The sequence below is a fragment of the Myxococcales bacterium genome (assembly GCA_012517325.1).
Lineage (GTDB): Bacteria > Lernaellota > Lernaellaia > Lernaellales > Lernaellaceae > JAAYVF01.
In genome coordinates this window covers 50,922-76,205 of sequence record JAAYVF010000025.1, presented here as the reverse complement: position 1 = coordinate 76,205, position 25,284 = coordinate 50,922, and the positions used below count along the sequence as shown (strand labels likewise).

Genomic DNA, 25,284 nt, shown 5'->3' with positions numbered 1-25,284 from the left:
TCCCGAATGGGATTTCACGCGAAGCCTAACATATTTTAGCCGCGCTTGGGTGGAGTTTTTCCTTCCAACATCATATTGAATTCTTCCAGGTCGGCGCTCCGCCCCTGCGCCTCTTTCAAGGTGATCAGGCCGCGACGGTACAGATCGACCAGCGACTGGTTCATCGTCAACATGCCCCACTTGGCCTGACCCACCTGCATCTGGCTGTAAATCTGGTGAACCTTGTCCTCGCGGATCAGGTTCCGAATCGCCGCGTTGGGAATCATGATTTCCACCGCCAGCACCCGGCCGACGCCGCTGGCCCGCGGCAACAACTGCTGGCAGATGACGCCCTCGAGCACCATCGACAACTGGGCGCGCACCTGTTGCTGCTGGTGCTGCGGGAAGACGTCGATGATGCGGTTGATCGTCTGCACCGCCGAGCTGGTGTGCAGGGTGGCGAAGGTCAGGTGGCCGGTTTCGGCGATGTTCAATGCGGATTCGATGGTTTCCTTGTCGCGCATTTCGCCGATGAGCACGATGTCCGGATCCTCGCGCAGCACGTATTTCAGGGCGCGGGTGAAGCTTTCGGTATCGGAATGGACCTCGCGCTGATTGACGATGCAGCCCTTGTGGGCGTGCAGGTACTCGATCGGGTCCTCGACCGTGATGATGTGCTGGTTCCGGGTCATGTTGATTTTGTCGATGATGCTGGTCAGGGTCGTGGACTTGCCGCAGCCCGTGGTCCCGGTGACCAGAATCAGGCCCGCGGGACGGTTGACCAGATCCGAGATGACGTTCGGCAGGCCCAGTTCCTGAAAGGAAAACGTTTTGAAAGGGATGATCCGGAACGCCCCGGCCACGGCGCCGCGCTGTTTGTAGATGTTGGCGCGGAACCGCGACAGGCCCTTGACGCCGAACGACAGATCCAGCTCGTTTTCCTCTTCGAACGTGCGCCGCTGGTTTTCGGTCAGCACCGAGTAGCACAGGCGCTTGGTGTCGGAAGCGGTAAGCTGCGGCATGTTGACCGGCGTCAGGCGCCCGTCGACGCGCAGTTGCGGCGGAGTCCCGGTCGTCACGTGCAGGTCGCTGGCGTTTTTTTCGACCATGAGTTTGAGCAACTGATGTAGATCTACCACCGGTGAATTCTCCCAGCATGATACTTCGGCCGGCGACCTTCGGTCGCGCCGGCCCGAGCATCCGAAACGCGGCGACCAGCAACCATCCCGGCGCGGTACCGCGAAACAACCGTCATGGTTGGTTCATCAATCCGGAGCGGTGACGCGCACCACTTCTTCGACCGTCGTCACGCCTTCGCCGATTTTGGTGATGCCGGCCTGGCGCATGGTCTTCATGCCCAGACGAATGGATTCGCGCTTGATTTCGGTCGTCGACGCGCCGTTGAGAATAAATTCCTTGATTTCTTCCCACAACGGCATGACTTCGAACAACGCGATGCGGCCTCGGTAGCCGGTCTTGGAGCACTTCATGCAGCCGGCGCCCTTGGAGCATTGCATGGAATGGGCCAGCTCGTCGGCCACCTGCACGTCCTTGAGCACTTGCGGGCTGACATCGACCAGTTCGCGGCACGAACCGCAGATTTTTCGGACCAACCGTTGCGCCTGGATCAGCACCACCGAGGCGGTGACCAGGAAGGGCTCGATACCCATGTTCAGCAGACGGCTGATGCTGGAAGGCGCGTCGTTGGTGTGCAACGTCGAGAGCACCAAGTGGCCGGTGAGGGCCGCTTTGACCGCGATTTCGGCCGTTTCGTAGTCGCGGATTTCGCCGACCATGATGATGTCCGGGTCTTGCCGGAGGAAGGAGCGGAGTGCGGCGGCGAAGTTCAGGCCGATGGCGTCGTGCATTTGCACCTGGTTGACGCCCTTGAGCGTGTATTCGACCGGGTCTTCCGCGGTGCTGATGTTTTCGTGCACCGTGTTCAGTTCGGTGAGGGCCGAGTACAGCGTGGTCGTTTTGCCGGAACCGGTGGGGCCGGTGACCAGCACCATGCCGAAGGGTTTGTGGATCGCTTCCTTGAACCACTTCAGCGGCGCTTCCTCGAAGCCCAGCTTGGTCATGTCGAGTTGCAGGCTGTCCTTGTCGAGGAGCCGCAGCACGATTTTTTCGCCGAAGATGGTCGGCACGGAGGAAACGCGGAAGTCCATCTCCTTGCCCTTGGCCGTCTTCAGGCGGATGCGGCCGTCCTGCGGCAACCGGCGTTCGGCGATGTCCAGTTCCGCCATGATCTTCAAGCGGGAGATGATGGCGTTTTGCAGTTTGCGCGGCGGATCCATCACCTTGTGCAGCACGCCGTCGATGCGGTACCGGACGCGGAAGCTTTTTTCGTAGGGTTCGACGTGAATATCCGACGCGCCTTTTTTGATCGCGTCGGAAAGGATCAGGTTCACGAGTTTGACGACCGGCGCGTCCTCGGCGGCTTTCTCGAGTTCCTTGAAGTTGATGTCTTCCTCGGTCGAGATCAACTCCAGTTCCTCGTCCTCGAATTCCGTCATCACCTTGTCGAAATCCTCGGAGGTGTCGGTGTCGTAGTATTTTTCGATGGCGGCCATGATCGAATCTTCCGTGGCCACCACCGCTTCGATGTTGAATCCGGTGAGAAATTTGATGTCGTCGATGGCGATGATGTTCGACGGGTCGGCCATGGCGACGATCAGGGAATTGTCCGCCTTGCTGATCGGAATCACTTTGTATTTTTCCGCCACGTCGCGCGGAATCAACTTGATGACTTCCTGATCGATTTCGAATTCGGACAAGTTGATCGAGGGAACGTTGTACTGCCGCGACAGAATGTCCGCCAATTCGCTCTCTTCCAGATAGCCCAAGCGGGACAAGTGGTACGAGAGGCGACCGCCGGAAACTTTTTGTTCGGCGAGGGCCGTTTCCAACTGATCGGGGCTGATCAGATCCTCGCGAACCAACAGTTCGCCGAGCTTTTCATCCGTCGCGTTCGAACCTTTGACATTTTTCGGTTCAGGACTCATTCAAGGAACCTCCGACTGATAGGCTACCCCTGGACTCCCCGTCATTTTAACGGAGTCGAATGTAACTGCCGGCTCTGCCGGCTGTCAAGTCGCCGTTGCCCGGTTTAACAATTTGATAAAACCGGATATCATCATATATTGTCAATCGAAAAAGAGAAATGGCGGTCAAAATCCAAAAAACGGGACGCGACGAATGAACGGAAAGAAAGTCATCGTGGTGATGCCGGCTTACAATGCCGCGGCGACGCTCGAACCCACCTTGCGCGATTTGCCGGAAGGCCTGGCCGACGAAATTATTCTGGTGGACGACGGCAGCCGGGACGCCACGGTCGCCGAGGCGCGCCGGCTCGGTCTGACGGTCATCGAGCACGTGCACAATGCGGGATACGGCGGCAATCAAAAAACTTGCTATACCGAAGCCCTCAAGCGCGGAGCCGATGCGGTCATCATGATCCATCCCGACTACCAATACGACAGCCGACTGGCCGGGCAACTGATCCGGTTCATCGTCGACGGCTATTTCGACGTCATGCTCGGCAGCCGCATCCGGACCCGCGCCGAGGCCCTGGCCGGCGGCATGCCGATCTGGAAATATCTCGCCAACCGCTTCCTGACCATTACCGAAAACGTCTTTCTCGGCCTGAATCTTTCCGAGTACCACACCGGTTATCGGGCCTACAGCCGCCGGGTGCTGGAAACCATCCCCTGGCGCGAAAACAGCAATGATTTCGCCTTCGACGCCCAATTTCTGGTCCAGGTCGTCCACTTCGGCTTCAAAATCGCGGAAATCCCCGTCCCGGTGCGGTATATGGAAGAAGCCTCGAGCATCAATTTCCGCCGCTCGCTGCGTTACGGGTGGGAAAACCTAAAGGTGGTCGGCCAGTATTGGCTGCATCGCCTGGGCTTCAAGAAATACCGGCTTTTTCTGCCGCCCGGCGCCGACGCCGCCCCATTGCCAGAGACCAAACCGCCAACAAAGCCGGCATAATCGCCAAATCGGCCCAGCCGGCCCCGCCGGCGACGCCGCAGCCGCGGTCGCTTTTCGAATCGGCGTTATCGTCGCCCGGGGTCACCGTGATGACCACGTGATCGGAAGCCGATTCGCCGCTGTCATCGCTCGCGGTCAGGTAGACGGTATATTCGCCGGGCTTGGTGAAGGTGTGGTCGAACTGCAGGAGGTAGTAGGTTTCTCCCGAGGAGAACGACCATAAATAGGAGGCGATGGAACCGTCCGAATCCGAAGCGCCGCCGGTGAAGGTGACCGTCAGCGGCGCGGCGCCGGCCAGCGGTTTGGCGATGATGTGCACGATGGGCGGATCGTTCGGAATCGGGCCGGAGATGGCTTCCATCGCGGCCTGGACGTTGATTTCGCCCCACCCCAGTTCGTCGTCCCAACCCGCATCCGGATCGCGATTGGCCGTCTGCTGAAACACTTTGCGGATGCCTTCGACGGTGTAACCGTCGCCGGCGACGTCGATCAGCAGCGCCGCCGCGCCCGCGAACATCGGCGAGGCGAGGCTGGTGCCGGAGGCGACGTAAAAGCCGATGCCCTGCCCGTAGTCGGTTTCGCCGATGATGGCGTTGCCGGGCGCCACGAAATCGAGCGCGTCGCCGTAATTGGAAAAGCTGCTGCGCGTCGGAAAATCGCCGATGGCGTGCGTGTCGCAACTGCCGACGGCGATGACGCCCTCGTAAGCCGCCGGGTAGCTGACGCTGCCGGCACCCTCGTTGCCGGAAGCCGCGACCACGACGACGTTGGCGGCGACGGCGTCGCTCATCGTTTCGGCGGAGAAGGAATCGTACCCGCCGCCGCCCAGGCTCATGTTGATGACCTGGGCGCCCTGCTGCACGGCCCAATCCACGGCGGCCAGGATGTCGCTTTCCAGCGCGCCTTCCTCGCCGTCACGGAAGACCTTGCAGGGCAGAATGCGCGCGCCGGGCGCCACGCCCGCCGCGCCGATGCCGTTGTTGGTGGCATGGGCGATGACGTTGGCCACCTGGGTGCCGTGGCCGATGGTGTCGGAAACGTTATCGTCGTTGTCGGCGAAATCGTAACCGTCGAGCAGGTTGATCACCCCGTCGGTCAACCCTTCCAGAATGTAGCCGGTGTCCACGACGGCGACTTTGACCTGGTCGCCGCGCGACAGGTCCCACGCTTTTTCCAGGTACATTTCACGCAGATAGCTTTGGTGCGATTGGTAAAACGGATCGTTCGGGACGAAGGCGGGATAAAACACCTGATTCGGCGCTGCCGCCACGATGCCCGGCGTTTCGGCCAGGGCCGCCAAGGCTTCGTCGATCGGCCGGGCCGGATCGAATTCCACCACCAGGAACCGTTCGCCGGCTTTGGCGTCGTGTAGCCAGCTCGCGGGCGACAATACCTGCCCGTCAGGGGTACTGGCGCGGATCACGCGAAATCCGTCCGCCGACAACGCCCGCACCGCGGCCGCGCGCGAATGCCGCGGCGCGACGGCGATCAGGGCCTGACCCGCCGCGACCGGCATCCGGTTATACAAGACTGTTTCGAAAGCTGCCGCGAGGCCGGTAAAAACCGGCAACAGCAGCACCGCCAGGCAACAAACCGCCAGAATTCGTGACCGCATCGTCTTTTCTCGCCTACCGAACCGACCCCCATAACATAGTGCGATCCGCGATTCGCGCAAGGGACGGCCGGTTGTTAAAAAACCCGGTTCCCCGCGGGGGGAACCGGGTCATGCACACTACCGGCGCAAACGCCTATTTGATCGGAATCAGGCTCGCCAGGTCGTAGTTCGTCCAGAGGCTGATCGCGCTGCTGTTGTAGCCGATCAGGCTGGTCGGATCGAACTCGTTGATGTCCACGCCTTCCGGCAAATCCAGGCCCGCGATGACTACCACGTCGGCGTCGCTCGGGGTGTAACCGAAGTTACCGGCGGCGTCGAAGGAGCTGTCGGTGCCCGGCACGAAGGCGATGGCTGCGCTCGGCTCGCCGGAATCCGGGACCACGACGATCACGTACGCATCGGGATTGGCCTTACCGGCTTTTTTCACCAGATCCCAGTTCACCACGCCACCGGCGGTGTATTCGGTGGTGTTGGCGAATTCCGGCAGGTAATCGGTGTTGTCGTCCACTTGGACGCCACCGTCCCATTCGGTCAGGTCTTCGGCGAATTTCAGCGCGAGGTTCAAGGTGACCGGGTCACCGCTGCCGCCCAGCACGTCCAGCGCGTTGGTCTTGGCGACCAGCAGCGCGTAATCGCTGTCGACGACCGGCGCGGCCGGGAATTCAGCCGCGTTGCTGCTCACCAGGCGGATACCCATCGGCCAGAAGGCCCGGTTCGGGATTTCGCCCATCAGGATGGCCAGGTAATCGAACCCGGCATCGGCGTTGTTCAACTGCAGATCGACGCTCTGGGTCGATTCGATGTTGTCCGAAACGGCGATGTCCGGGGCGCCGGTGCCGTCCCACGAGGGGTTGGCGCCGTGATACTCGAACTGCAACGCGTCATTCAGGATCGGCTCGATCAAGCCCAGGATCGCTTCCATGATGTCGCCGCCGCCGATGATCACCGGGATCAGGTCCAGCAGGGCCTGGAGGCTCAGGGCTTCGCCGATCGTCGCGCTGGCCACGAAGCCCTCGAGGGGGTTCGCGTCCCAATCGGAGTTGACCGGCACCACGTAATTTTCGTTGCTGGCGCTGGCCGAAGCGTTCAACAAGCCGATCAGATTCAAGCTGACGTCCAGGGTCGGCAGGAAAATGTTCGCCGGCAGGGCGATCGTTTCCGCGCCTTCGTAGTCGTAGGTCAGGTCGAATTCGGCTTCCGGAATCAGGTGATCGACATCGGTCGAGAGCAGCGTGTTGCGGCTCAGGCCGGGGATCACGCCGCCGATGTAGATCGGGGTGCTGAGCAACGTGCCCAGGTTGCCGATGTTGTAGTCCGCTTGCGGATTTTCGACGTTCAGATCCGAGCCGCCATCGGTGAAGGTGCCGGAGGCGGAATCGGACCAGGAGCCGGTCACCGAACCGCGCAGGCGGAAATACATCACGGCCGCGTCGGCTTTGTAGGACCAGGACCAGTGATTGGGAGCGCTCGCCGTGACGATGCCCGCCGCCTTGTCCGGCGTCACGACCGCTTTGCCGTCCGCGTCGGTCGCCACGCCGTTGACGGTCGCGTCGGTCAACGGCGCGCAGGTCGCGTCGTCGAAGACGTAGGCGGTCACGGTGGTGGAGATGGCGCCGCCGCCGATGGTCACGCCCTCGCCCAGGGTTTCCGGGTCGGGCAGGGTGCAGGTGACCGGCGCGTATTCGTTGTCCGGCGTCGCGTCGTCGTTATCGTCGTTGTCGTCATTGTCGTCGTTGTCATCGTTGTCGTCGTTGTCATCGTTGTCGTCATCGTCGTCGTCAACGCCCGAATCGTCGTCGTCGTCGATCGCGGCGCTGTCGTCGTCGTCATCGCCCCCGCCACCGCACGCCGTCAATAGCATGCCCAGGCCGAGGAGCAGGACGAACAGGATCAGATACAGTTTGCTCTTCATCCTCTTTCTCCTTTTTGGTGATTGAAAGGATTAATGGACTTTGGTTCGACGTGATAGCAAACCGCACCACGACGGTTTGCCGTAGTTCCGTTCGGGCTGGTCGGTATCGGGTTGTTCCCCAAGTCATCCCCTGGAGTAAACCGATTTAACAGGAAAAATCGGTAAAAAACAGAAGGGGCGCTAAAGAGCGCCCCCACTCGAGAAAGAGAATAAAACTCTTCCGGAGCGTAGTCAAGCGAAAAAACGATTTTCTATTGAATCAACATTCAATAACAACATGTTAGCGTCGAAAAAACGGGAAACGCAAACGCCGGCATTATTTTATTTGGAGGGTGGCGGCAGGCCGCCGGTCCGGAAAGCCTTGCCGTCGCGGATTCTGTAGCCGGTCAAAACCGCGACGAACTCGAGCGTCCGGGTTCCGTCGGGTTGAATGGTCGTCAGTTCTTCCCGCACCTTGCCGATGCCGCGGGCGTAAGTGGTGCGGTAAATGAAGATCCGCGGATTCGGACCGGGATTCAGGGTCGGCGGCGTTTTGGAATCGATCGGCCGATCGCCCGGAAATTTCGACGTCCAGGTCACCTCCACGGTCCGGTTGAAACGCCCCGCCGGCACATCGAGCGGCCGGTCGACCGCGGCGACCCGGAATTCCATTTCGTTGTCGAACCATTGGTAACCCGGGCGCAGGATATTTTCCAGAACGGTGACGCCTTTCGCGTTGACCAGCGATCGATCGCCGGCGATCAGCAGAATTTCGCCGTTATTGAAATAGTATTTGTTGTATTGGCGCCGATAGACGATTTCGGTCGTCTGCCGCCGGCCGCCGCCTTCCTCGGCGATGTCGTAGGTCCAGGCGTTGCCGACGGCGAGCGGGTAATAGTCGGTGGCTTTGGTGGCGCAGCCGCCGGCCAGCGCCAGCAGAATGAGGAGAAGCAGAAACCGGCGATCGATCACCAGCCTCCTTTATCGCCGCGGCGCGGCCACGTGAACGATTTGCGCCGGGCAGTCGGCGAAGATGTGCGGCCCGTAGGAAGCGACGACCTTGCCGAACACCGTCAATTCCAGGCCGGTCAGGTTGTGCGGCGCCAATTTATCGCGCAAGAACGGTTCCAGAAACTCGCGGCCGATCGTGACGGTGAAGTCGGTCGTCCAGTCGGAACCGAAGTTCAGGTGATAGGCGGCCGAGGTTTCGCGCACGTTGTCGACGACCCCGACGACCAGGCCGTATTGGCCGATCAGGCGGTCGGCAATCACCGCCGGCGTCGGCTCGTCGGGGGCGTCGCGGAACATCCCGCGTTTTTTACGGTAGGCGTCGAGGAACAGGTTCCAGTTCTTCCGGCAATCGGGCACGCATTGCGGGTCGTCGAACGGCGCGGCCAATCCGGCGGTCAAGAGCTGCTCCTCGACCGCGGCGCCCTCGACAAAAGCGGCGGCCAGCTCGCGGTCGTACTTGTCCCGCGGCCGTTTCGCGCAGGGCGTGAACTGGACGGATTTCATCTCGACCAGCCGGCGGTTCAGGTCGGTGGCTTCCTGGAAATACGGTTCGTTTTTCTCCGGGGCGTTGACGCCGAGATAGCGGATCCGGCGGCCGTCGGCGGTCATCACCGTGTCGCCGTCGAAGACGAACGAAACCGTGTTGCGCAGGCGGTCCATGAACTGCTTTTGCATTTCGTCGGCCGGCTCCGGAAACCGCACCGGCGGGCGGTCCGGCGTCGCGTCCTCCGGTTGATCCTCGGCGGGCGGAGCGACGATCGGGTCGTCGGCGGGCGTCGCCGCGGGCGCGGCCGCCGGCGCGACCGCCGCCGGCGGGGCGGCATCGTACTCCCGCACTTTTTCTTTCAGATAGGCGCGCACGAACAGCACCGCGAGCAGGCCCAGAACGAGCAGCGCCAATTTGAAAACGGGGAAACCGCGGTAGGTCGGACGCATCTAGTGGGCCTCCCGCCAGTTGTCGCCGCCGTTGATTTCGACCACGAGCGGCACCGACAGCGACAGCACGTTTTCCATTTCGCGGCGGATCACTTCCCGGCACCGGTCCTGCGCCTCGGGATCGACCTCGAACACGAGTTCGTCGTGCACCTGCAGGATCATCGACAGCGGCAGCTTTTCGGCGCGGATCCGTTCGTGCAGGCGCAACATGGCCAGCTTGATCAGGTCGGCGGCCGCGCCCTGCACGGGCGTGTTGATGGCCGCGCGTTCGGCGCCGGCGCGGACGTTCGCGTCGGGGCTGTCGAGCTCGGGCAGCGGGCGCCAGCGGCCGAAGAGCGTGCGGACGCCGCCTTTTTCGTGCGCCTCGCGCACGGTCGCCTCGAGCCAGCCCTTCAGCTTGGGATAGCGGGCGAAGTAGTGGTCGATGAACTCCTGCGCCTTTTTCGTGCCGATGCCAAGGTCGCGCCCCAGGCGGAAGGCGCTCATCCCGTACAGCACGCCGAAGTTGACGGTCTTGGCCGCCGACCGCATTTCCGGCGTCACCAGGGCGGGAAACACGCCCATGATCTCGGCGGCGGTGCGCGTGTGCACGTCCTCGCCGGCGCGGAACGCGGCGATCATCAGCTCGTCGCCCGACAGGTGCGCCGCGAGGCGCAATTCGATCTGGCTGTAGTCGGCGGCCAAAAACCGCTTGCCGGGCGCCGGCACGAAGCCCTGGCGGATGCGGCGGCCGTCCTCGCCGCGGATCGGGATGTTTTGCAGGTTCGGATCGCTCGACGACAGGCGGCCGGTGGCGGCGATGGTCTGGTTGAAACTGGTGTGGATGCGGCCGGTGCGGGGATTGATCAGCTTCGGCAGCGCGTCGACGTAGGTCCCTTTCAGCTTCGCCAGGCCACGGTATTCAAGCAGCAGGCGCGGCACCTCGTGGCCTTCCTCGGCCAGTTTTTCCAGCACCTGGGCGTCGGTGGAATAGCCGGTTTTGGTTTTTTTCGTGCCCTTGATGCCCAGCCGTTCGAACAGCACCTGCCCGATCTGGGCCGGGCTGTTGAGGTTGAAGGCTTCGCCCGCGGCGGCCTGGATTTTTTCCGCCACCCGCTGAATCCGTTCGTCCATCTCCACCGCCAGCGCGGCGAAGTACGGTACGTCGATCGCCACACCGGCCCGTTCCATCGCCGCCAGCACGTCGATCAGCGGCAGCTCCATTTCGCGGTACAGCTTCCAGACCGGCTCGTCCCGGCGCAGTTCGTTCTCGATCCGCTCGTGCAGCAGCCAGGTGACGTGGGCGTCCTCGGCCGCGTAACGCGTGGCGTTGTCCAGATCCACCTCGTCGAACGTGCGGCGCTGCCGGCCCGAGCCGGTCACGTCGCCGAACTTGATCGTGGTGTGGCCGAGCCAGCGCTGGGCGAGCGCATCGAGCGAATGACCGCCGCGCCCCGGCGCCAGCAGGTAATCGGCGATCATGGTGTCGCCGGCCAGGCCGGCGACGCGCAGGCCGTAGTTTTCCAGCACGAGCAGGTCGTACTTGGCGTTCTGCCCCCATTTGGGTTTGGCCGGGTCGGTCAGGAGCGGCCGCAAGGCTTCCAGCACGCGTTCGCGCGGCAGTTGCGCCGGCATGCCCAGGTACCGATGGCCGACGGGCACGTAAAAGGCCTCGGCTTCGTCGCAACAGAAACTGAGGCCCACCAGGTCGGCGGCCGTGGGCGAAAGCGAGTTGGTTTCGGTGTCGAAAGCGAAGCCGGGCGCGGCGGCCAGCTTTTTCACCAGTTCGCGCAAGTCGTTTTCGGTAAGCACCGTCCGGTAACGGTCGCGGTCGATCGTCGCGGTCGCGGCCTGGGGCAGGGCGGCGAGCTGCGAATGGAATTCCAGTTTTTCGTACAGCGCGCGCAGCCCGGCGATATCGGGCTCGCCGGGCGTCAGGTGCTCGGCGTCGACCGGCAGCGGCGCGTCGGTGCGGATCGTGGCCAATTCGCGGGACAGGCGCGCCTGCGCGGCGAACAGGGCGAGCTTTTCGCCCAATTTGCCCTTGATGCCGCCGGCCGCCGCCAGGACGGCTTCCAGATCGCCGTACTCGGCCATGAGCTTGATCGCGGTTTTCTCGCCGACCCCCGGCACGCCCGGAATGTTGTCGGACGAGTCGCCGGCCAGGCCCAGCACGTCGATCACCCGCTCGGGCGGCACGCCGAACCGTTCCCGCACCTCCGCCGGGCCGAACCACTTGTCCTTCATCGGATCGTAGATGCGGACGCGGTCCGTCACCAATTGCATCAGATCCTTGTCGCCGCTGACGATCGTCACCGCGAAATCCGCGGCCGCGGCCTGCCGCGCCAGGGTGCCGATCAGATCGTCGGCCTCCCAGCCGTCGAGGGTCAGCATCGGCAGCCCGCGCAGGCGCACCAGTTCGTGAATCAGCGCGAATTGCGGCACCAGGGCGGCGGGCGGTTCCGGCCGGTTGGCCTTGTAATCCGGAAACAGCTCGTGGCGGAAGGTTTTGGCCTTGGTGTCGAAACAGACCGCGACGTCCGCGGGCTGCAACTCGCGCAAGGTTTTGTCGAGCATCGTCGCCACGCCGTAGACCGCGTTGGTCGGCAGCCCCGTCGAGGTCGTCAGCGAGCGGATGGCGAAAAAGGCGCGGAAAATGTAGCCGCTGCCGTCAATCAGCAACAATTGCTTGAGTGGTTGATTCATGGTCCTTCATCACGCGGCCCGCGGCGTCAATCCTCGACGAGGGAAACCTCGTCGAAAACCTGGCGGCCGGCGCGCTCCAGTTCCGCCGACAGGCGCCGATATTTGTCCAGCAGGCTCTTTCCCAGCGGCGTCAGGCGCGAACCGCCGCGCCGGCCCTGGCCGGGAAGCTGTTCGATCACCGGATGGCCGAGGAGTTGTTCGGTGCTTTTCAGGCGACCCCAGGCGCTGCGATAACTCATTTTCATTTCCTCGGCGGCGCGCAGCAGCGAACCGGTGCTTTCGATCATCTCGAGCAGGCGCATCCGCCCGCGGCCGAAGACGATGGCTCCTTTTTCATCCTCGAGCCAGATCTTGATCCGCAAATGAAAATTCTTTTCGGTCATCGTCATCCCCCGGTAGTCGACATCCCGAGGCTTACTATACCGAGTCGGACGGCGCGCGAACAACCCGGCGGCGGGGCGGCCGGATTCGTCGTTGACAGTTTCCGAACGCGCTCACTAAGATCGGCTGGCGAATCGTGTCACGCCCGGGGCGGGCGCGACGGCAAAAGAAGGAAGCGACGGGTGAGCGATCAAGCGCGGACAACCGACGAGCCGGTGTCGGAAAACCGGATCGTCCAATTCATCGAGCAGTGGGTCGGCGTGTTGGCCCACCTGGCCCGCTATTCGCGCAGCAACCGGCTGGTCGCGAAGAACACGCGCCTGTTGTACGACCTGTTGCCCGAGATGTTCGGCGCGCGCGGCACGCTCGAATTCGCCGAATTGCACGGGATCTTAATGGCCAACGGCCGGCCGCTGACCCCGGCCAATCAGGACCAATTGGCGGTCGGCGCGTTTCTGTTCATCCTGCTCAACCACAATTTGCGGTCGTTGCGCCTGGCCAGGGGAGTCACCGAGGCCGAGTTCGAAAGCCTGCTCGACGACCTGGCCGCGCCGTTCAAGGCGTTCAGCGAGGACGGCGAAGCAAGCCGGCAAGTCCACATCGGCCGGTTTATCCGCCTGGAACTGCAGGTCGCGAGCAGCGAGACGGGGCTGCCCCGCGAGGCGCCCGAAAGCGTTCCAGCGCCCCGCCAGACCGCCGCGCCTTTTTACGTCGGTCCGATCACCGAATCGGCAATCGAGATCAGCCGACGGTTGGCGTCGCGCGAGCGCCAATCGCTCGACGAATCGCAAGTGCGCGTCATCGTCCGGGTCGGACCGGTCGCCCTGGCGGGCGCGGAAGTGTCGCCGGTCGACTTTCCGGACCAGAGCGTCATGACCTCCGGCGACGAGGGCGCGACGCTTTTTCTGTCGCCGGGCGAGCATGAGCTGGTGGTGCGCTACGGTGAATACCAGATTCGGCATACGGTCGTCGTCGAGGAACATCAGCAGGTTTTTGAAATCGATTTGCAGACGGTTTTCGAATAAGGAGGCAGAAGTCGGTCATGTTGCGCATTGTGTGCCACGGCGGCGCCGGTCAGAAAGGGCCCCGCTACGATGAAAAAAATTCGGTGGTTCGGAAGGCCGCCGAAGTCGGAATGATCCTGCTGCGGGCGGGCCGCCCGGCGGTCGAAGCCGTCGAGGCGGCGATTTCGCTGCTGGAGGACGATCCGCTGCTCAACGCCGGCACGGGCAGCTACGTGCAGCTCGACGGCATGGTCCGGATGGACGCGTCGATCATGGACCAACACCTCAACGTCGGTTCGGTGATCGGCATCCACGACGTGAAAAACCCGATCCAGGTGGCCCGCAAACTGATGGAGCTGTCGGTGCATTCGGTGTTGGAGGGCGACCTCGCCACCGAATTCGCGCGCTCCGAGGGTTTCGAATCCTACGATCCGCGCACCATGGAAAAATTGGAGCTGTGGCTGCAACTGCGCAAACGCTTCCTGCGCGAAAACCGGCTCGATCTGATCAAATCGCTGCGGCAGCAGGTAAAAACCGAGGAAACCCTCGGCACCGTCGGGTGCGTGGCGATGGACGATAACGGCTTTTTAGCGGCCGGCACCAGCACCGGCGGCCTGATGGTCGACCTGCCGGGCCGCGTGGGCGACGTGCCGTTGATCGGCTGCGGCACCTACGCCAATCCGCACGCGGGCGTCAGTTGCACCGGCACGGGCGAGTACATCATCAAGGTCTGCCTGGCCAAGACCGTCGCCGACCACGTGCGCGGCGGCTTGCCGGCCGGCGAAGCCTGCCGGCTGGCGATCGAGGAAATCGGGCAGGTCCGGGGCCACGCGGGCGTCATTTGCATCGATCGGGCGGGCCGCATCGGCCACGCCTTCAACACCGAGGGACTGACCTTCTGCGAACTGCAATATCCATAATCGCGGCGCTTTGCCTGATTGCCGGCGCGACCGTCGGGTGGAGCGCCGAGAGCGCGGGCACGGCGCGGTGCGGCGACAAAGAGGTGCCCGTCGGAGCGGCGTACCGCGTCGGCGACGTCATTTATCTGCCTGCCGAATCGCTGCTGCAAGCCCTGGGTGCCACCACGGTGTGGAACGCCGCCGGCCGGCGGCTGACCATTCGCTGGGAGGACAAGTTGGCCGCGCTTTCCGCCTTTTCCGATTACGCCCTGGTCAACGGCCAGGTCGTGCCGCTGGGCGCGACGCCGCGTTTCCTGGCCGGCCGGCTCTTCGTGCCGCTCGCTTTTTTCGAGCGCGCCTGGCCGCAATTGACGGGCCGGCCCATGACCTTCGCCGAATTGTCGGCCGCGCCGCCGCCCCTGATCGAATCGCAGCTCGTCACCGATCTGGCGGGCGAACGGCATCATCTGCTGAGCTTGCATAAAATCGTGCTGGACGCGGGCCACGGCGGCCACGATCCCGGCGCGCGCAGCCCGGCCGGGCATCGCGAGAAGGACGTCAACCTGGCCCTGGTCCGCCAGTTGGCCGACCGCTTCACCCGCGAGACCGACGCCGCGATCATTCTGACCCGCCGCGACGATACGTTCATCCCGTTGCCGGAACGCACCAACACCGCCAATCGCGAGGGCGCCGACCTGTTCATTTCGATTCACGCCAACGGCGCCTACAGCCACGCGGCGACGGGCTTCGAGGTGTATTTCCTCTCCTTGAAATCGTCGGACGATCGCGCCGCCCGCCTGGCCGCCCTCGAAAACGGCGCGGAGATCGCCGACGGCGCGGCGCCGTCGTTCGAGACGTCCGGCGGCGACTTGGAGGCGATTCTCGGCGACATGATCCGCACCGAAAACCTGACGGCCTCCGAGCGGCTGGCGGTGGCGTTGCAGGCGCGGCTGGATCTGGCGATGAAAATCGACAACCGCGGCGTCAAGCAGGCGCCGTTCTTCGTGCTGGCGGGCGCGCAAATGCCGGCGGTGCTGATCGAGGTCGGCTTCATGAGCAACCCGCAGGAAGCCGCGCTGCTGTTCCGGCCCGACGTGCAAAAGCGGATCGTCGACGCGCTCTTCGCGGCCATTCTCTACTACGACGCCTACCGTGCCGCCGCGCAATAATTAATTCGTTTCACCATCCTATTGATCCGTGTTCGTGAAAAAAAATAATATTGTGACCTCGAATTGGTAGCGTCCTCCGAATTCCCTGTGAATTCCATGGACAGCAGTGTCATAACCTGGCTAAGTTTGTGTTTAAAGTATAAGAGCGGGGGCGGTGACTGATGCGCCGGGCGATTTGCGTCGGAATTTTGTGTTTGTCGATTTTCCTGACTTCCTGTCATCGTGAGAACCTGTCGGCCGTGTCCGCGTCCGCGCCCGTGACCGCGCCCGCGCCGGACGCTCGAGTCGCCGAATTGCGCACCATTTTGGATCGCCTGATCGCCGCGCGCGCCGCCTCGACCAACGAGGAGGCCGAGATGATTTACGACGCTCTCGGCGAGCGCCTGGCCGCCTTGCCGCGAGCGGGGATCGTCACCGCCCTCGATCAAGCGGCCGGCGACGACAAACGTCGCCAGAAAGAGACCATCGAGGTCCTTTCGTATCTGGCCGATCTGCCCGACGCGGCCGAGCGCGTGGGCCGGGCGCTACGCGACCCGGATCCCGAAGTTCGCGCCACCGCCGCGCAGGCCGTCGGTAACCACAAACTGACGCAATATGCCTCGTTGTTGAACCCGTTGATGGCCGCCGATCCGGATTCCTTTGTGCGAATTTGCGCGATCACCTCCGCCGGCGCGATGAAGGAGCCGGTGAACTTCCCGGTGCTCTTGTCATTGGGCGACGTTCCCGGCGTTTTACCGGCGCTGGCCGGCTATGGCCAGCCCGCTGCGCGGTCGTTTTTCGAAAAGATTTTTCAAGATTCCACGCGTAATCGTACCGATTTGGTTTTCGCCGCCTGGGGTCTGGCGAAGTTGGGCGATCGGAAGGCGCACGCCTATCTGGTAACGATGCTTGACGATCCGCCATCGACGACGCACGAAGACGGCGTGACCATTCAAGACCCCGGCGTTTCCTTGCGCGCCGCCGAGGCTTTGTGCGAGGTGCATGGTTGGGACTGCAACAACCCGCCGATCGACATCGAAAATTTCGTACCTCGGGTCAAAGAGCGAATTCGGCAGCTTGGGACAGCGCCGACTCCGTGAACGCGGCTGGGGGCCATTCGGGATCACCCTACCAATTTTTTTGAAATCGCCCCTTTCTACCTTCAGAAAACCAACAAATAGTAAGGTGTCCCCATTTTTGGTGGCGAAAAAAAAACCGCCGCCCTCGGGGGCGGCGGGGATCAACGGGTGTCGAGATCGTTTATTTGTTGTCGTTGATTTCCAGCCGGTGCAAGGCCCGGCGCATCGCCATTTCGGCCCGGACGTAGTCGAGGGTCTCATCCTTGCCGGCCGACTTCAGTCGCTCCTCGGCGCGCTTCTTGGCCGCCAGGGCCCGCTCGACGTCGATCTCGCTCGACGGTTCGCAGACCTCGGCCAGGATGACTACGTTGTCGTCGTCGATCTGGCAAAAGCCGCCGTTGAGGAAATAGCGTTTCACGTCGCCGTTCGGGCTGGTGATGACCAACAGTCCCATGCCAAGGCCGAGAAACCAGGGATCGTGTCCCGGCAGCACGCCGAATTCGCCGTTTTTACCCGGACCGACCACGCTGGTCGCCTTGTCGTCGAACAACAGGCGGTGCGGGGTGACCAGTTTGACCGTAATTGTATCCGCCATGACGCGACTCCCAGCTTAAAGGGTCTTGGCCTTTTCGAAGACCTCGTCGATGGTGCCGACCATGTAGAAGGCCTGCTCGGGAATGTCGTCCATCTCGCCGGCGATGATCTTCTTGAATCCGGAGATGCTGTCGGACAGCTTGACGTATTTCCCTTCGCGGCCGGTGAACTCGGCGGCGACGAAGAACGGCTGCGACAGGAAGCGCTGCATTTTGCGGGCGCGCGACACCGTCAGCCGGTCTTCCTCGGAGAGCTCGTCCATGCCGAGAATCGCAATGATGTCCTGCAGGTCCTTGTACTTTTGCAGGATGCGCTGCACTTCGCGGGCCACCTTGTAGTGCTCGTCGCCGACGATGCGCGGGTCGAGGATGCGGCTGGTGGAGTCCAGCGGATCCACGGCCGGGTAGATGCCCAATTCGGCGATCTGCCGCGACAGAACGGTGGTCGCGTCCAAGTGGGCGAAGGTGGTCGCCGGGGCCGGGTCGGTCAAGTCGTCGGCGGGCACGTAAATCGCCTGCACGGACGTGATCGAACCCTTCTTGGTCGAGGTGATGCGTTCCTGCAACTCGCCCAAGTCCGTGGCCAGGGTCGGTTGGTAACCGACGGCGCTCGGGATGCGGCCGAGCAACGCGGACACTTCGGAACCGGCCTGGGTGAAACGGAAGATGTTGTCGATGAACAGCAACACGTCCTGGCCTTCCTCGTCGCGGAAGTATTCGGCCGCCGTCAGCGCGGTCAGGCCGACGCGGGCGCGGGCGCCGGGGGGTTCGTTCATCTGGCCGTAAACGAGGGCGGTCTTGGCGATAACGCCGGACTGCTTCATTTCGAGCCACAGGTCGTTGCCTTCGCGGGTGCGCTCGCCGACGCCGCCGAACACCGAATAGCCGCCGTGGTGCATGGCGATGTTGTGGATCAGTTCCATGATCAACACCGTCTTGCCGACGCCGGCGCCGCCGAACAAGCCGATCTTGCCGCCGCGGGAATAAGGCGCCAGCAAGTCGACGACCTTGATGCCCGTTTCCAGCGCCGAGGTCTCCACGTCCTGGTCCAGGTACGTCGGCGCGTGGCGGTGGATCGGGTAGTACTTGTCGGTGACCACCGGGCCCGCTTCGTCCACCGGCTCGCCGATGACGTTGATGATGCGGCCCAGGGTGGCCGGGCCCACCGGCACCAGGATCGGGCCGCCGGTGTCCAGCACGGGCTGGCCGCGCATCAAACCGTCGGTGGTGTCCATCGCGATGGTGCGGACGGTGTGCTCGCCCAAGTGCTGCGCGATTTCGAGCACCAGGTTCCAGTCCTTGTCGTTGATCGACGGATTGGTAACCCGGAGGGCGCTGTAGATCGGCGGCAAATAATCGTCGAACCGAACGTCGACGACCGCGCCGATGACCTGCGTGATTTTTCCGGTTGGTTGCCTGTCGCTCATCTCGACCCTTCTCCTCGGTTAGGATATGGCATTCGCCCCGTTGATAATTTCCATCAATTCATTGGTGATCGCGGCCTGCCGCGCCCGGTTGTACTGCAGCGTCAGCTTGCCGATCATCTCTTCCGCGTTGGTCGTCGCCGCGTCCATCGCGCTCATCCGCGCGCCCATTTCCGCCGCGTAGCTTTCCAGAAACGCCTTGAAGAGCTGGTAGTGGATCTGCATCGGCAGCAGTTCGGCCAGCACCGCCTCGCGCTGCGGCTCGAACCGGTAATCGACGATCGCCTCCATGCCCGCCGGGCGCTCCAGGCTCTGCAGAATGACCGGCACCAGCGGCCGGTCGACGATCCGTTGCGCGATCGCCGACACGAATTCGTTGTAGACCAGGCGGACTTCGTCGACCGTGTCGTTCTGGAAGGCCTCGACCATCTCGTCGCCGATGCGGATCGCCAGGCCGTAGTTGTGATCACCCAGGATGTTGAGGTACTTCTGTCGCGCCGCGACGTCGCGGTAACGGAAGAAATCCGCCGCCTTGCGGCCGATCACGCTGATGCTGACTTCCTTGCCTTCCGCGACGAGCTTGCGCCGCGTCTGCCACGCGTAGCGCAGGATGTTGCTGTTGAAACTGCCGCACAACCCGCGGTCGGAGGTGATCACCAGCAATTCGATTTTCTTGACTTCCTTTTTGCCTTCCAGCAAGGGGAAGCCTTCGGTTTCGGTGCGGCGGTACAGGTTGCCGATGACCTCGTCGAGCCGTTCGGCGTAGGGCCGGCCGGCGCGCAGCCGTTCCTCGGAACCGCGCAACTTGGCCGCCGCGACCATTTTCATGGCCTTGGTGATCTTGTGCGTGTTCTTCACGCTGGTGATGCGTGTTTTAATGCTTTTCAGCGTCGCCATGGCCGCTCCCTAGTTCGTGGAGGCCTTGAACAAGTCGGTGAACTCCCGAATGACCTTGCGCAGCACTTCCTCGGTGTCCTTCGAGATGGTCTTTTCCTCGCGAATCTTGGCGTACAGCTCGGAATGCCGTTCCTCGAAGTACCGGTACAGTTCCTGCTCGTAGCGCTGGAGCTGATCCAGGGGAATGTCGTCCAGCAGACCGCGGACGCCGGCGAAGATCAGCACGACCTGCTTTTCGACCGGCAGCGGGGTGTACTGGGGCTGCTTCAGGATTTCCATCATGCGTTCGCCGCGGGCCAACTGGGCCAGCGTCGCCTTGTCCAGGTCGGAGCCGAACTGGGCGAAGGCCGCCATTTCGCGGTATTGCGCCAGGTCCATGCGGAGCGAACCGGCGACTTGCTTCATGGCTTTGATCTGCGCGTTGCCGCCGACGCGGGAAACCGACAGACCGGCGTTCACGGCGGGCCGGATGCCCGAGTAGAACAGGTCGGTTTCGAGGAAGATCTGGCCGTCGGTGATGGAGATGACGTTGGTCGGAATGTAGGCCGAGATGTCGCCCGCCTGGGTTTCGATGATCGGCAGCGCGGTGAGGCTGCCGCCGCCCATTGCGTCGCTCATCTTCGCGGCGCGCTCGAGCAACCGCGAGTGCAGATAGAAGATGTCGCCGGGGAACGCTTCGCGGCCCGGCGGCCGGCGGAGCAGCAACGAGAGCTGGCGGTACGCGGCGGCCTGCTTGGAGAGGTCGTCGTAGAAGATGACCGCGTGCATGCCGTTGTCGCGGAAATACTCGCCCAGCGTGCAGCCGGTGTACGGGCTGATGAACTGCATCGGGGCCGGGTCGGACGCGGAGGCCACGACGATCGTCGTGTATTCCATCGCGCCGTATTTTTCGAGCCGGTTGACCACCTGGGCGACGGTGGACATTTTCTGGCCCGTGGCGACGTAGATGCAGTGCACGTCGGTGTTCTTCTGGTTGATGATCGTGTCCATCGCGATCGCCGTCTTGCCGGTCTGGCGGTCGCCGATGATCAACTCGCGCTGGCCGCGACCGATGGGGATCATCGAGTCGATGGCCTTGATGCCCGTTTGCAACGGTTGATGCACCGGTTGCCGGTAGACGATGCCGGGGGCCTTGATCTCGAGCTTCCGGTAGTCGTCGGTCTGGATCGGGCCCTTGCCGTCGATCGGGATGCCCAGCGCGTTGACCACGCGGCCGAGCATCGCCTTGCCGACCGGCACTTGCACGATCTTGCCGGTCCGCTTGACCGTCATGCCTTCCTTGATTTCGAGGTCCGACCCGAGGATGACGGCGCCGACGTTGTCCTCTTCCAGGTTGAGGGTCATGCCCATGACCCCGCCCGGAAATTCGAGCAACTCGTTGGCCATCGCGTTTTCGAGTCCGTGCAGACGGGCGATGCCGTCGCCGACCGATAGAACGATGCCGGTCTCGGCGGTGTCGACCTCTTTGCCGTAATCGGCAATCTGCTTCGCGATTACTTCCCTGATTTCTTCCGCTTTAATTTGCATCGGCGAAATCCCCTACAAAACCTGGTGTTTTAACATCCCGCGCAAGCGCGATAAATGATTGGTGATCGTCATATCGAAAACCTTGGAACCGACGTGAACCCGCAGGCCGCCGATGATCGCCGGATCGGTCTTGGCGGTCAGTTCCACCCGGTGGCCCATCTTGCGCTGCAGCAGCACCCGCAGCCGGCCCAGCGCCGCGCCGTCGAGCGGCACCGCCGTGTAGACCGTGGCCCGCATCAGGCCCAGGTAGCCGTCGAGCAACTCGCGGTAACTGGCGGCGATGTCGGTCAGAAAACCGATCCGGTGCTTGTCCAGCAACAGCCGCAGCAGGTTGGCGACCGGCGCGGCCAGCCCGAGCGGCCCGGTCACCTGGTCGATCAGCTTTTTCTTGAATTCCAGGTCGTACAGCGGGCTGGTCAGGACTTTCTTGGCGGGGCCGGCGCCCAGGGCGGCGGCCGCCGCCTCGAGCTGGCCGCTGTACGGTTCGGCGTGGCCGTCCCGGATTCCCAGGTCCAGCAGCGCCCCGGCGTAACGGCGTCCCAATACGTTGCTGCTCATTGGCTCGCCTCCAGTTTCTTGATGGCCTCTTCGATCAACATGTGTTGGTGGGAGGGCGACAGCCGGCTTTGCAGTTTTTTCTCGGTGTCGGCGAGCAATTGCTCGACCAGTTCGGCGCGCAGCTCTTCCTTGGCCTTGAGCAGTTCGCCCTCGGCCGACCGCTTGGTGTCGGCGATGATGCGCTCGGCGGTCCGCTGGGCGTTGGCCAGGATTTCGCGGGCCTGCGCTTCGGCCATGGCCTGAACGTCGTGCTTGATGCGCTCGACTTCCTGTTCCAGCTTCGTGCGCCGCGACGTCCATTCCTCGTGCAGCTGTTGCGCGTCGGCCAGCACCTTCGCGGCCTCGGTCACCTTGGCGGTGTATTCGCCGGCGCTGTTGTCGAAATAGGCTTTCATCTTCGGCCCGGCGAACCGGACGATGATGTAGAGGAAGATCAGGAAATTGACGAGGGCGGTCAGGTTTTCGATCAGCATCTTATGCGCTTCCAGAAAACCTTCTTCCTCGGCGGCCAGAACCGGCGCGGCCGTCGCCAGAAGCAGCAGGACCGCCGGCAGCCAGAGCCACGACCGTTTCATCGTTGGATCTCCAGTAATTTGTTGGTGAGCAGTTCGGCCAGTTCGTCGGCCTCGGCGACGAGGCGCTGCCGGACCTGGGCGATCGAGGCGTCGAGTTCGCCGCGGGTCTGCTCGTTGATTTTCGCGGCCTGACTCCGCGCGCCGGCGAGCACGTCGCGCTCCTGGTTGGTCGCCCGGCCGAGCAGTTCGAGCCGCAGCTTTTCGGCGTCGCGGCGCGTCCGCACGAGCTGTTCCTCGACGGTTTGGCGGGCGGCGACGGCGTCGACCTTGAGCTTTTCCGCGTCTTCATGGGGCTTTTCGGTCAGCTCTTCCCGACGGGCCAGCACGGCCAGCATCGGCTTGAACAGGAACCGCGAGAGGATGCCCATCGCCGCGAGGAACATGACAAGCTGCGCGATGAGCGTCCAGTTCAACGCCATCTTATCCATGAAAAAATTTTCCTTCCGTTTATCGGTTGCGATACGTAACGTGCATTGAATCCAGTTCGACTTGCTCGAAGCCGCTCAATATTTGATACAAACCGACGATTTTGTCCACCGGGCCCTCGGCGCGCCCGTGACCCCGCAATTCGTAGTCGTGCGCGGGCGAGTACAGCTCGACGCCGCGGGCCGCGGGGTCCGTGTCCTGATTCTGCTCGTGACCGATCAGGCGCACGCCCGCGGGCAGATCCCGCAACGCGGCCAGCAGACGCCCGGCGATCTCCGGATTGAAGATCGCAAACCGGTAGTCGAAGTGGGCCGCTTCGACTTCCCGCTCGGCGCGGATCGTCACCCGGACCGTGGCCAGCGCCTCGCGCAACGCCGCGGCCGCCTCGCCGTCGACGAGCACATGGTGAATCTCGCCGCCCAGCCCGAGAGCGTGTTTGATCTTTTGCCCGGCCCCCTCGGCGGCGAAACCCGCTTCGCCACCAAAAATCGTCTCGAACCGCCGGCCGCGGCCGGCGGCGAAGCCGGCGAAAAACCCGTGCAGATATTCGCCGGAGCCTTCGAGCGTCAGTTCGATGTATGCGCGGGTCATGGCCGTTCTCCTACACGAAAAAAATGACTGTCGTGAGAATGAAGGTCGTCACCAGGATCGGGATCGAGTACTTGAACATGTAACCGAAGAACGAGGGCATTTTTACTCCGGCTTCCTCGGCGATCGACTTGACCATGAAATTGGGCGCGTTGCCGATGTACGTGTTGGCGCCCATGAACACCGCCCCCGCGCTGATCGCTTCGAGGTATCGGAAGCCGTTTTCCACGCCGGGGTACTGCGCCAGAACCGCCGCTTTGCCCATCAACACGCCCGCCGCCACTTTTTCGGGCATGCCCGGCGGGCACAGCTTGCCGATCGCGGTGGTGAAAAACGTCAGGTAGGTCGGCGCGTTGTCGAGAAAACTCGACAGGCCGCCGGCGACCCAGAAAAAATGCCACGGCTTGTCCACCGCGTTGATCAGCGGCGCGGCCGCCCCATGGCTGCCCGCCTTCAAGATGCTGAGCGCCGGGATGATCGTGGCGAAAATGCCCGCGAACAAAATCGCGACTTCCTGGATCGGCCCCCAGGAAAAACCGTTGTCGGCGCGCAACTGCTTTTGGGTGGCGTACAAGCTCAGACCGCCCATGCAGAGAATCACGCCGTCGCGCACCAGACTGGAAAAAGCGATGTGAATGCCGGCCAGCTCGAATTTGCCCAGATCGACCAATCCGGAAAACAGGACACCGCCCATGATGCCGCCGAAGAACACCAGATTCAGCAGGCCGTCGACCCGGAGCGGCTCCGCGGCGCCCTCGTCAGCCGGCAACCGCTCTTCTTTTCGATAGTAATAGGTGTCCAGGGCATAAAACAGAATCAACAGCGTCGCCGCCACGAATCCGGTCACCGGCAGCAGATGCAGGGTCCAGAAGAAATCGACCCCGTGAATGAAACCCAGGAAAAGCGGCGGATCGCCCAACGGCGTCAGGCTGCCGCCGATGTTGGAGACCAAGAAGATGAAGAAGCAGATCACGTGGACCTTGTGGCGCCGCCAGGCGTTGGCGCGCAACACGGGCCGAATTAAAAGCATACTGGCGCCGGTCGTGCCGACCCAACTGGCCAGAACGGTTCCGATGACCAGCATGACCAGGTTGACGCCGGGGCTGCCGCGCAACCGGCCGCGCACGATCATGCCGCCGGCGACGGTGAACAATCCCCATAACAAGATGATGAAGGGGAGGTAATCGATCAGACAGATATGCGCCAGGTCGTACAGCGCCGCGCCCCGGTATTGAATGAGGAACGGCACGGCGAAGATCAGCGCCCAGAACGCGGAAACCTTGCCGAAGTGGTGATGCCAGAAATGGGGCGCGAACAGGGGTAACAACGCGATGGACAGCAGGATGCCCGCGAAGGGCAGGGCCGACCAGAGGGGCAAAAGACTCCCGGAAACGCCATGCGCCGGCGCGGCTTCCGCGGCGCCTTCAGGCGCCATCGCCGGCGCCGCCGAATTCTCGGCGGCCGGCGATGTGAAATTTGTAACGGAAGTTTGTTGAGCCCAGCTGAACGAAGCAACCAAGCAGAGCAGGAAGGCCAAGAAAAGAGCCCTGACTTTCACCATGCACCCACTTCGCGTAGGGCCAGCGAGATCGGTGTCGTTGCGCTACGCCAGTTGTTTATTCCGTCTTCGAAGTCGTCGGTTCGCGATAATCCCGGGTGCCCAGTTTCAATTCCGGCGCGGCCGCCTCGGTTTGAGTAGACCCTTCCATTTTGCAATTACCCTCGAAGATGACGCCTTCTTCCACTACCAAAACCGGAGTCCGGATGTTGCCGTATAATTTGCCCGGCGCCTTCATCACGATCTTTTTCGCGGCGCTGATGTTGCCGCGCACGAGACCCGACAAATGCACCGTGTCGACCATGATCTTGGCGGAAATTTCCGCGTCCGGGCCGACAATCAACGTTCCCTTGGAGAAAATTTCGCCCTCGATTTTACCGTCGATGCGGACGGTGCCGTCGAAAGACAGCTTGCCGACAAATTCGCTGCCTTTGCCGATAAAGGTATTGGGTTTAGGCAGAGTGCCGACTTCGTGATCCTGCGCCATTCTTGGTACCTCCCTTGTCACCGGCCCCGA

The 25,284-nt window shown here is 62.8% G+C and carries 22 protein-coding genes and 1 pseudogene; 5 read left to right on the top strand and 18 right to left on the bottom strand.

The features are described 5' to 3' along the window. Positions 1 to 35: 35 nt before the first annotated feature. On the bottom strand, positions 36 to 1,118 hold the full coding sequence (locus GX444_05130) for a type IV pilus twitching motility protein PilT (GenBank protein ID NLH47971.1): 1,083 nt from the start codon (positions 1,116 to 1,118) through the stop codon (positions 36 to 38). A gap of 126 nt (positions 1,119 to 1,244) precedes the next feature. Next, positions 1,245 to 2,984 (bottom strand): type IV-A pilus assembly ATPase PilB, encoded by a 1,740-nt coding sequence (gene pilB / locus GX444_05125; protein NLH47970.1) that lies wholly within the window; start codon positions 2,982 to 2,984, stop codon positions 1,245 to 1,247. 220 nt (positions 2,985 to 3,204) lie between these two features. Between pilB and GX444_05120 the strand changes: the two genes are divergently transcribed. Further along, positions 3,205 to 3,972, top strand: a complete 768-nt coding sequence (locus GX444_05120) for a glycosyltransferase family 2 protein (GenBank protein ID NLH47969.1) — start codon at positions 3,205 to 3,207, stop codon at positions 3,970 to 3,972. Here the strand turns inward: GX444_05120 and GX444_05115 are convergent. From GX444_05115 to GX444_05090, 6 genes and pseudogenes are all read right to left on the bottom strand, one after another. Further along, positions 3,890 to 5,587: a S8 family serine peptidase gene (locus tag GX444_05115; GenBank protein NLH47968.1), complete on the bottom strand. Its 1,698-nt coding sequence runs from the start codon at positions 5,585 to 5,587 to the stop codon at positions 3,890 to 3,892. The genes GX444_05120 and GX444_05115 overlap by 83 nt on opposite strands. Positions 5,588 to 7,286: 1,699 nt before the next feature. Continuing rightward, a pseudogene (locus GX444_05110) lies at positions 7,287 to 7,409 on the bottom strand (ATPase). A gap of 411 nt (positions 7,410 to 7,820) precedes the next feature. Further along, positions 7,821 to 8,450, bottom strand: coding sequence for a hypothetical protein (locus GX444_05105; protein NLH47967.1), 630 nt, complete (start codon positions 8,448 to 8,450; stop codon positions 7,821 to 7,823). 9 nt (positions 8,451 to 8,459) lie between these two features. Continuing rightward, a complete protein-coding gene (locus GX444_05100; protein NLH47966.1) occupies positions 8,460 to 9,425 on the bottom strand; it encodes a hypothetical protein in 966 nt (321 codons plus the stop codon). Beyond that, positions 9,426 to 12,110 carry a DNA polymerase I gene (gene polA, locus GX444_05095; GenBank protein NLH47965.1) on the bottom strand — a complete coding sequence of 895 codons (2,685 nt, stop codon included), beginning with the start codon at positions 12,108 to 12,110 and terminating at the stop codon, positions 9,426 to 9,428. It abuts the gene before it with no gap. A gap of 26 nt (positions 12,111 to 12,136) precedes the next feature. Next, positions 12,137 to 12,493 (bottom strand): LysR family transcriptional regulator, encoded by a 357-nt coding sequence (locus tag GX444_05090; GenBank protein NLH47964.1) that lies wholly within the window; start codon positions 12,491 to 12,493, stop codon positions 12,137 to 12,139. 180 nt (positions 12,494 to 12,673) lie between these two features. Here GX444_05090 and GX444_05085 point away from each other — a divergent pair, with 180 nt between their 5' ends. The 4 genes from GX444_05085 to GX444_05070 all read left to right on the top strand — a co-directional run bounded on the left by GX444_05085 (position 12,674) and on the right by GX444_05070 (position 16,642). Then, positions 12,674 to 13,516: a hypothetical protein gene (locus tag GX444_05085; protein ID NLH47963.1), complete on the top strand. Its 843-nt coding sequence runs from the start codon at positions 12,674 to 12,676 to the stop codon at positions 13,514 to 13,516. 17 nt (positions 13,517 to 13,533) lie between these two features. Continuing rightward, complete coding sequence (locus tag GX444_05080) at positions 13,534 to 14,415, top strand: isoaspartyl peptidase/L-asparaginase (GenBank protein ID NLH47962.1); 882 nt, start codon at positions 13,534 to 13,536, stop codon at positions 14,413 to 14,415. A gap of 83 nt (positions 14,416 to 14,498) precedes the next feature. After that, entirely contained in the window at positions 14,499 to 15,563 is a 1,065-nt protein-coding gene (locus GX444_05075; GenBank protein ID NLH47961.1) for a hypothetical protein, read from the top strand. Between the two features lie 161 nt (positions 15,564 to 15,724). Next, positions 15,725 to 16,642: a HEAT repeat domain-containing protein gene (locus GX444_05070; GenBank protein ID NLH47960.1), complete on the top strand. Its 918-nt coding sequence runs from the start codon at positions 15,725 to 15,727 to the stop codon at positions 16,640 to 16,642. A gap of 160 nt (positions 16,643 to 16,802) precedes the next feature. Here the strand turns inward: GX444_05070 and GX444_05065 are convergent, their stop codons facing one another. The 10 genes from GX444_05065 to GX444_05020 all read right to left on the bottom strand — a co-directional run bounded on the left by GX444_05065 (position 16,803) and on the right by GX444_05020 (position 25,254). Continuing rightward, a complete protein-coding gene (locus GX444_05065; GenBank protein ID NLH47959.1) occupies positions 16,803 to 17,216 on the bottom strand; it encodes a F0F1 ATP synthase subunit epsilon in 414 nt (137 codons plus the stop codon). 15 nt (positions 17,217 to 17,231) lie between these two features. Further along, entirely contained in the window at positions 17,232 to 18,641 is a 1,410-nt protein-coding gene (gene atpD, locus GX444_05060; GenBank protein ID NLH47958.1) for a F0F1 ATP synthase subunit beta, read from the bottom strand. An 18-nt stretch (positions 18,642 to 18,659) separates the two neighbouring features. Beyond that, the gene (gene atpG / locus GX444_05055) at positions 18,660 to 19,535 is read right to left on the bottom strand and encodes an ATP synthase F1 subunit gamma (GenBank protein ID NLH47957.1); all 876 of its coding nucleotides are present in this window, start codon (positions 19,533 to 19,535) and stop codon (positions 18,660 to 18,662) included. Positions 19,536 to 19,544: 9 nt separating this feature from the next. Beyond that, positions 19,545 to 21,062 (bottom strand): F0F1 ATP synthase subunit alpha, encoded by a 1,518-nt coding sequence (locus GX444_05050; GenBank protein NLH47956.1) that lies wholly within the window; start codon positions 21,060 to 21,062, stop codon positions 19,545 to 19,547. Between the two features lie 12 nt (positions 21,063 to 21,074). After that, positions 21,075 to 21,620: an ATP synthase F1 subunit delta gene (gene atpH / locus GX444_05045; GenBank protein ID NLH47955.1), complete on the bottom strand. Its 546-nt coding sequence runs from the start codon at positions 21,618 to 21,620 to the stop codon at positions 21,075 to 21,077. Beyond that, positions 21,617 to 22,195, bottom strand: coding sequence for an ATP synthase F0 subunit B (locus tag GX444_05040; protein ID NLH47954.1), 579 nt, complete (start codon positions 22,193 to 22,195; stop codon positions 21,617 to 21,619). The genes atpH and GX444_05040 overlap by 4 nt, the downstream gene beginning before the upstream one ends. Next, complete coding sequence (locus GX444_05035; GenBank protein ID NLH47953.1) at positions 22,192 to 22,623, bottom strand: ATP synthase F0 subunit B; 432 nt, start codon at positions 22,621 to 22,623, stop codon at positions 22,192 to 22,194. Before GX444_05035 ends, GX444_05040 begins: the two co-directional genes overlap by 4 nt. 19 nt (positions 22,624 to 22,642) lie before the next feature. Next, the gene (locus GX444_05030; protein NLH47952.1) at positions 22,643 to 23,212 is read right to left on the bottom strand and encodes a hypothetical protein; all 570 of its coding nucleotides are present in this window, start codon (positions 23,210 to 23,212) and stop codon (positions 22,643 to 22,645) included. A gap of 10 nt (positions 23,213 to 23,222) precedes the next feature. Beyond that, on the bottom strand, positions 23,223 to 24,644 hold the full coding sequence (locus tag GX444_05025) for a sodium:proton antiporter (GenBank protein NLH47951.1): 1,422 nt from the start codon (positions 24,642 to 24,644) through the stop codon (positions 23,223 to 23,225). A gap of 181 nt (positions 24,645 to 24,825) precedes the next feature. Next, complete coding sequence (locus tag GX444_05020; protein NLH47950.1) at positions 24,826 to 25,254, bottom strand: polymer-forming cytoskeletal protein; 429 nt, start codon at positions 25,252 to 25,254, stop codon at positions 24,826 to 24,828. Between the last annotated feature and the right edge of the window lie 30 nt (positions 25,255 to 25,284).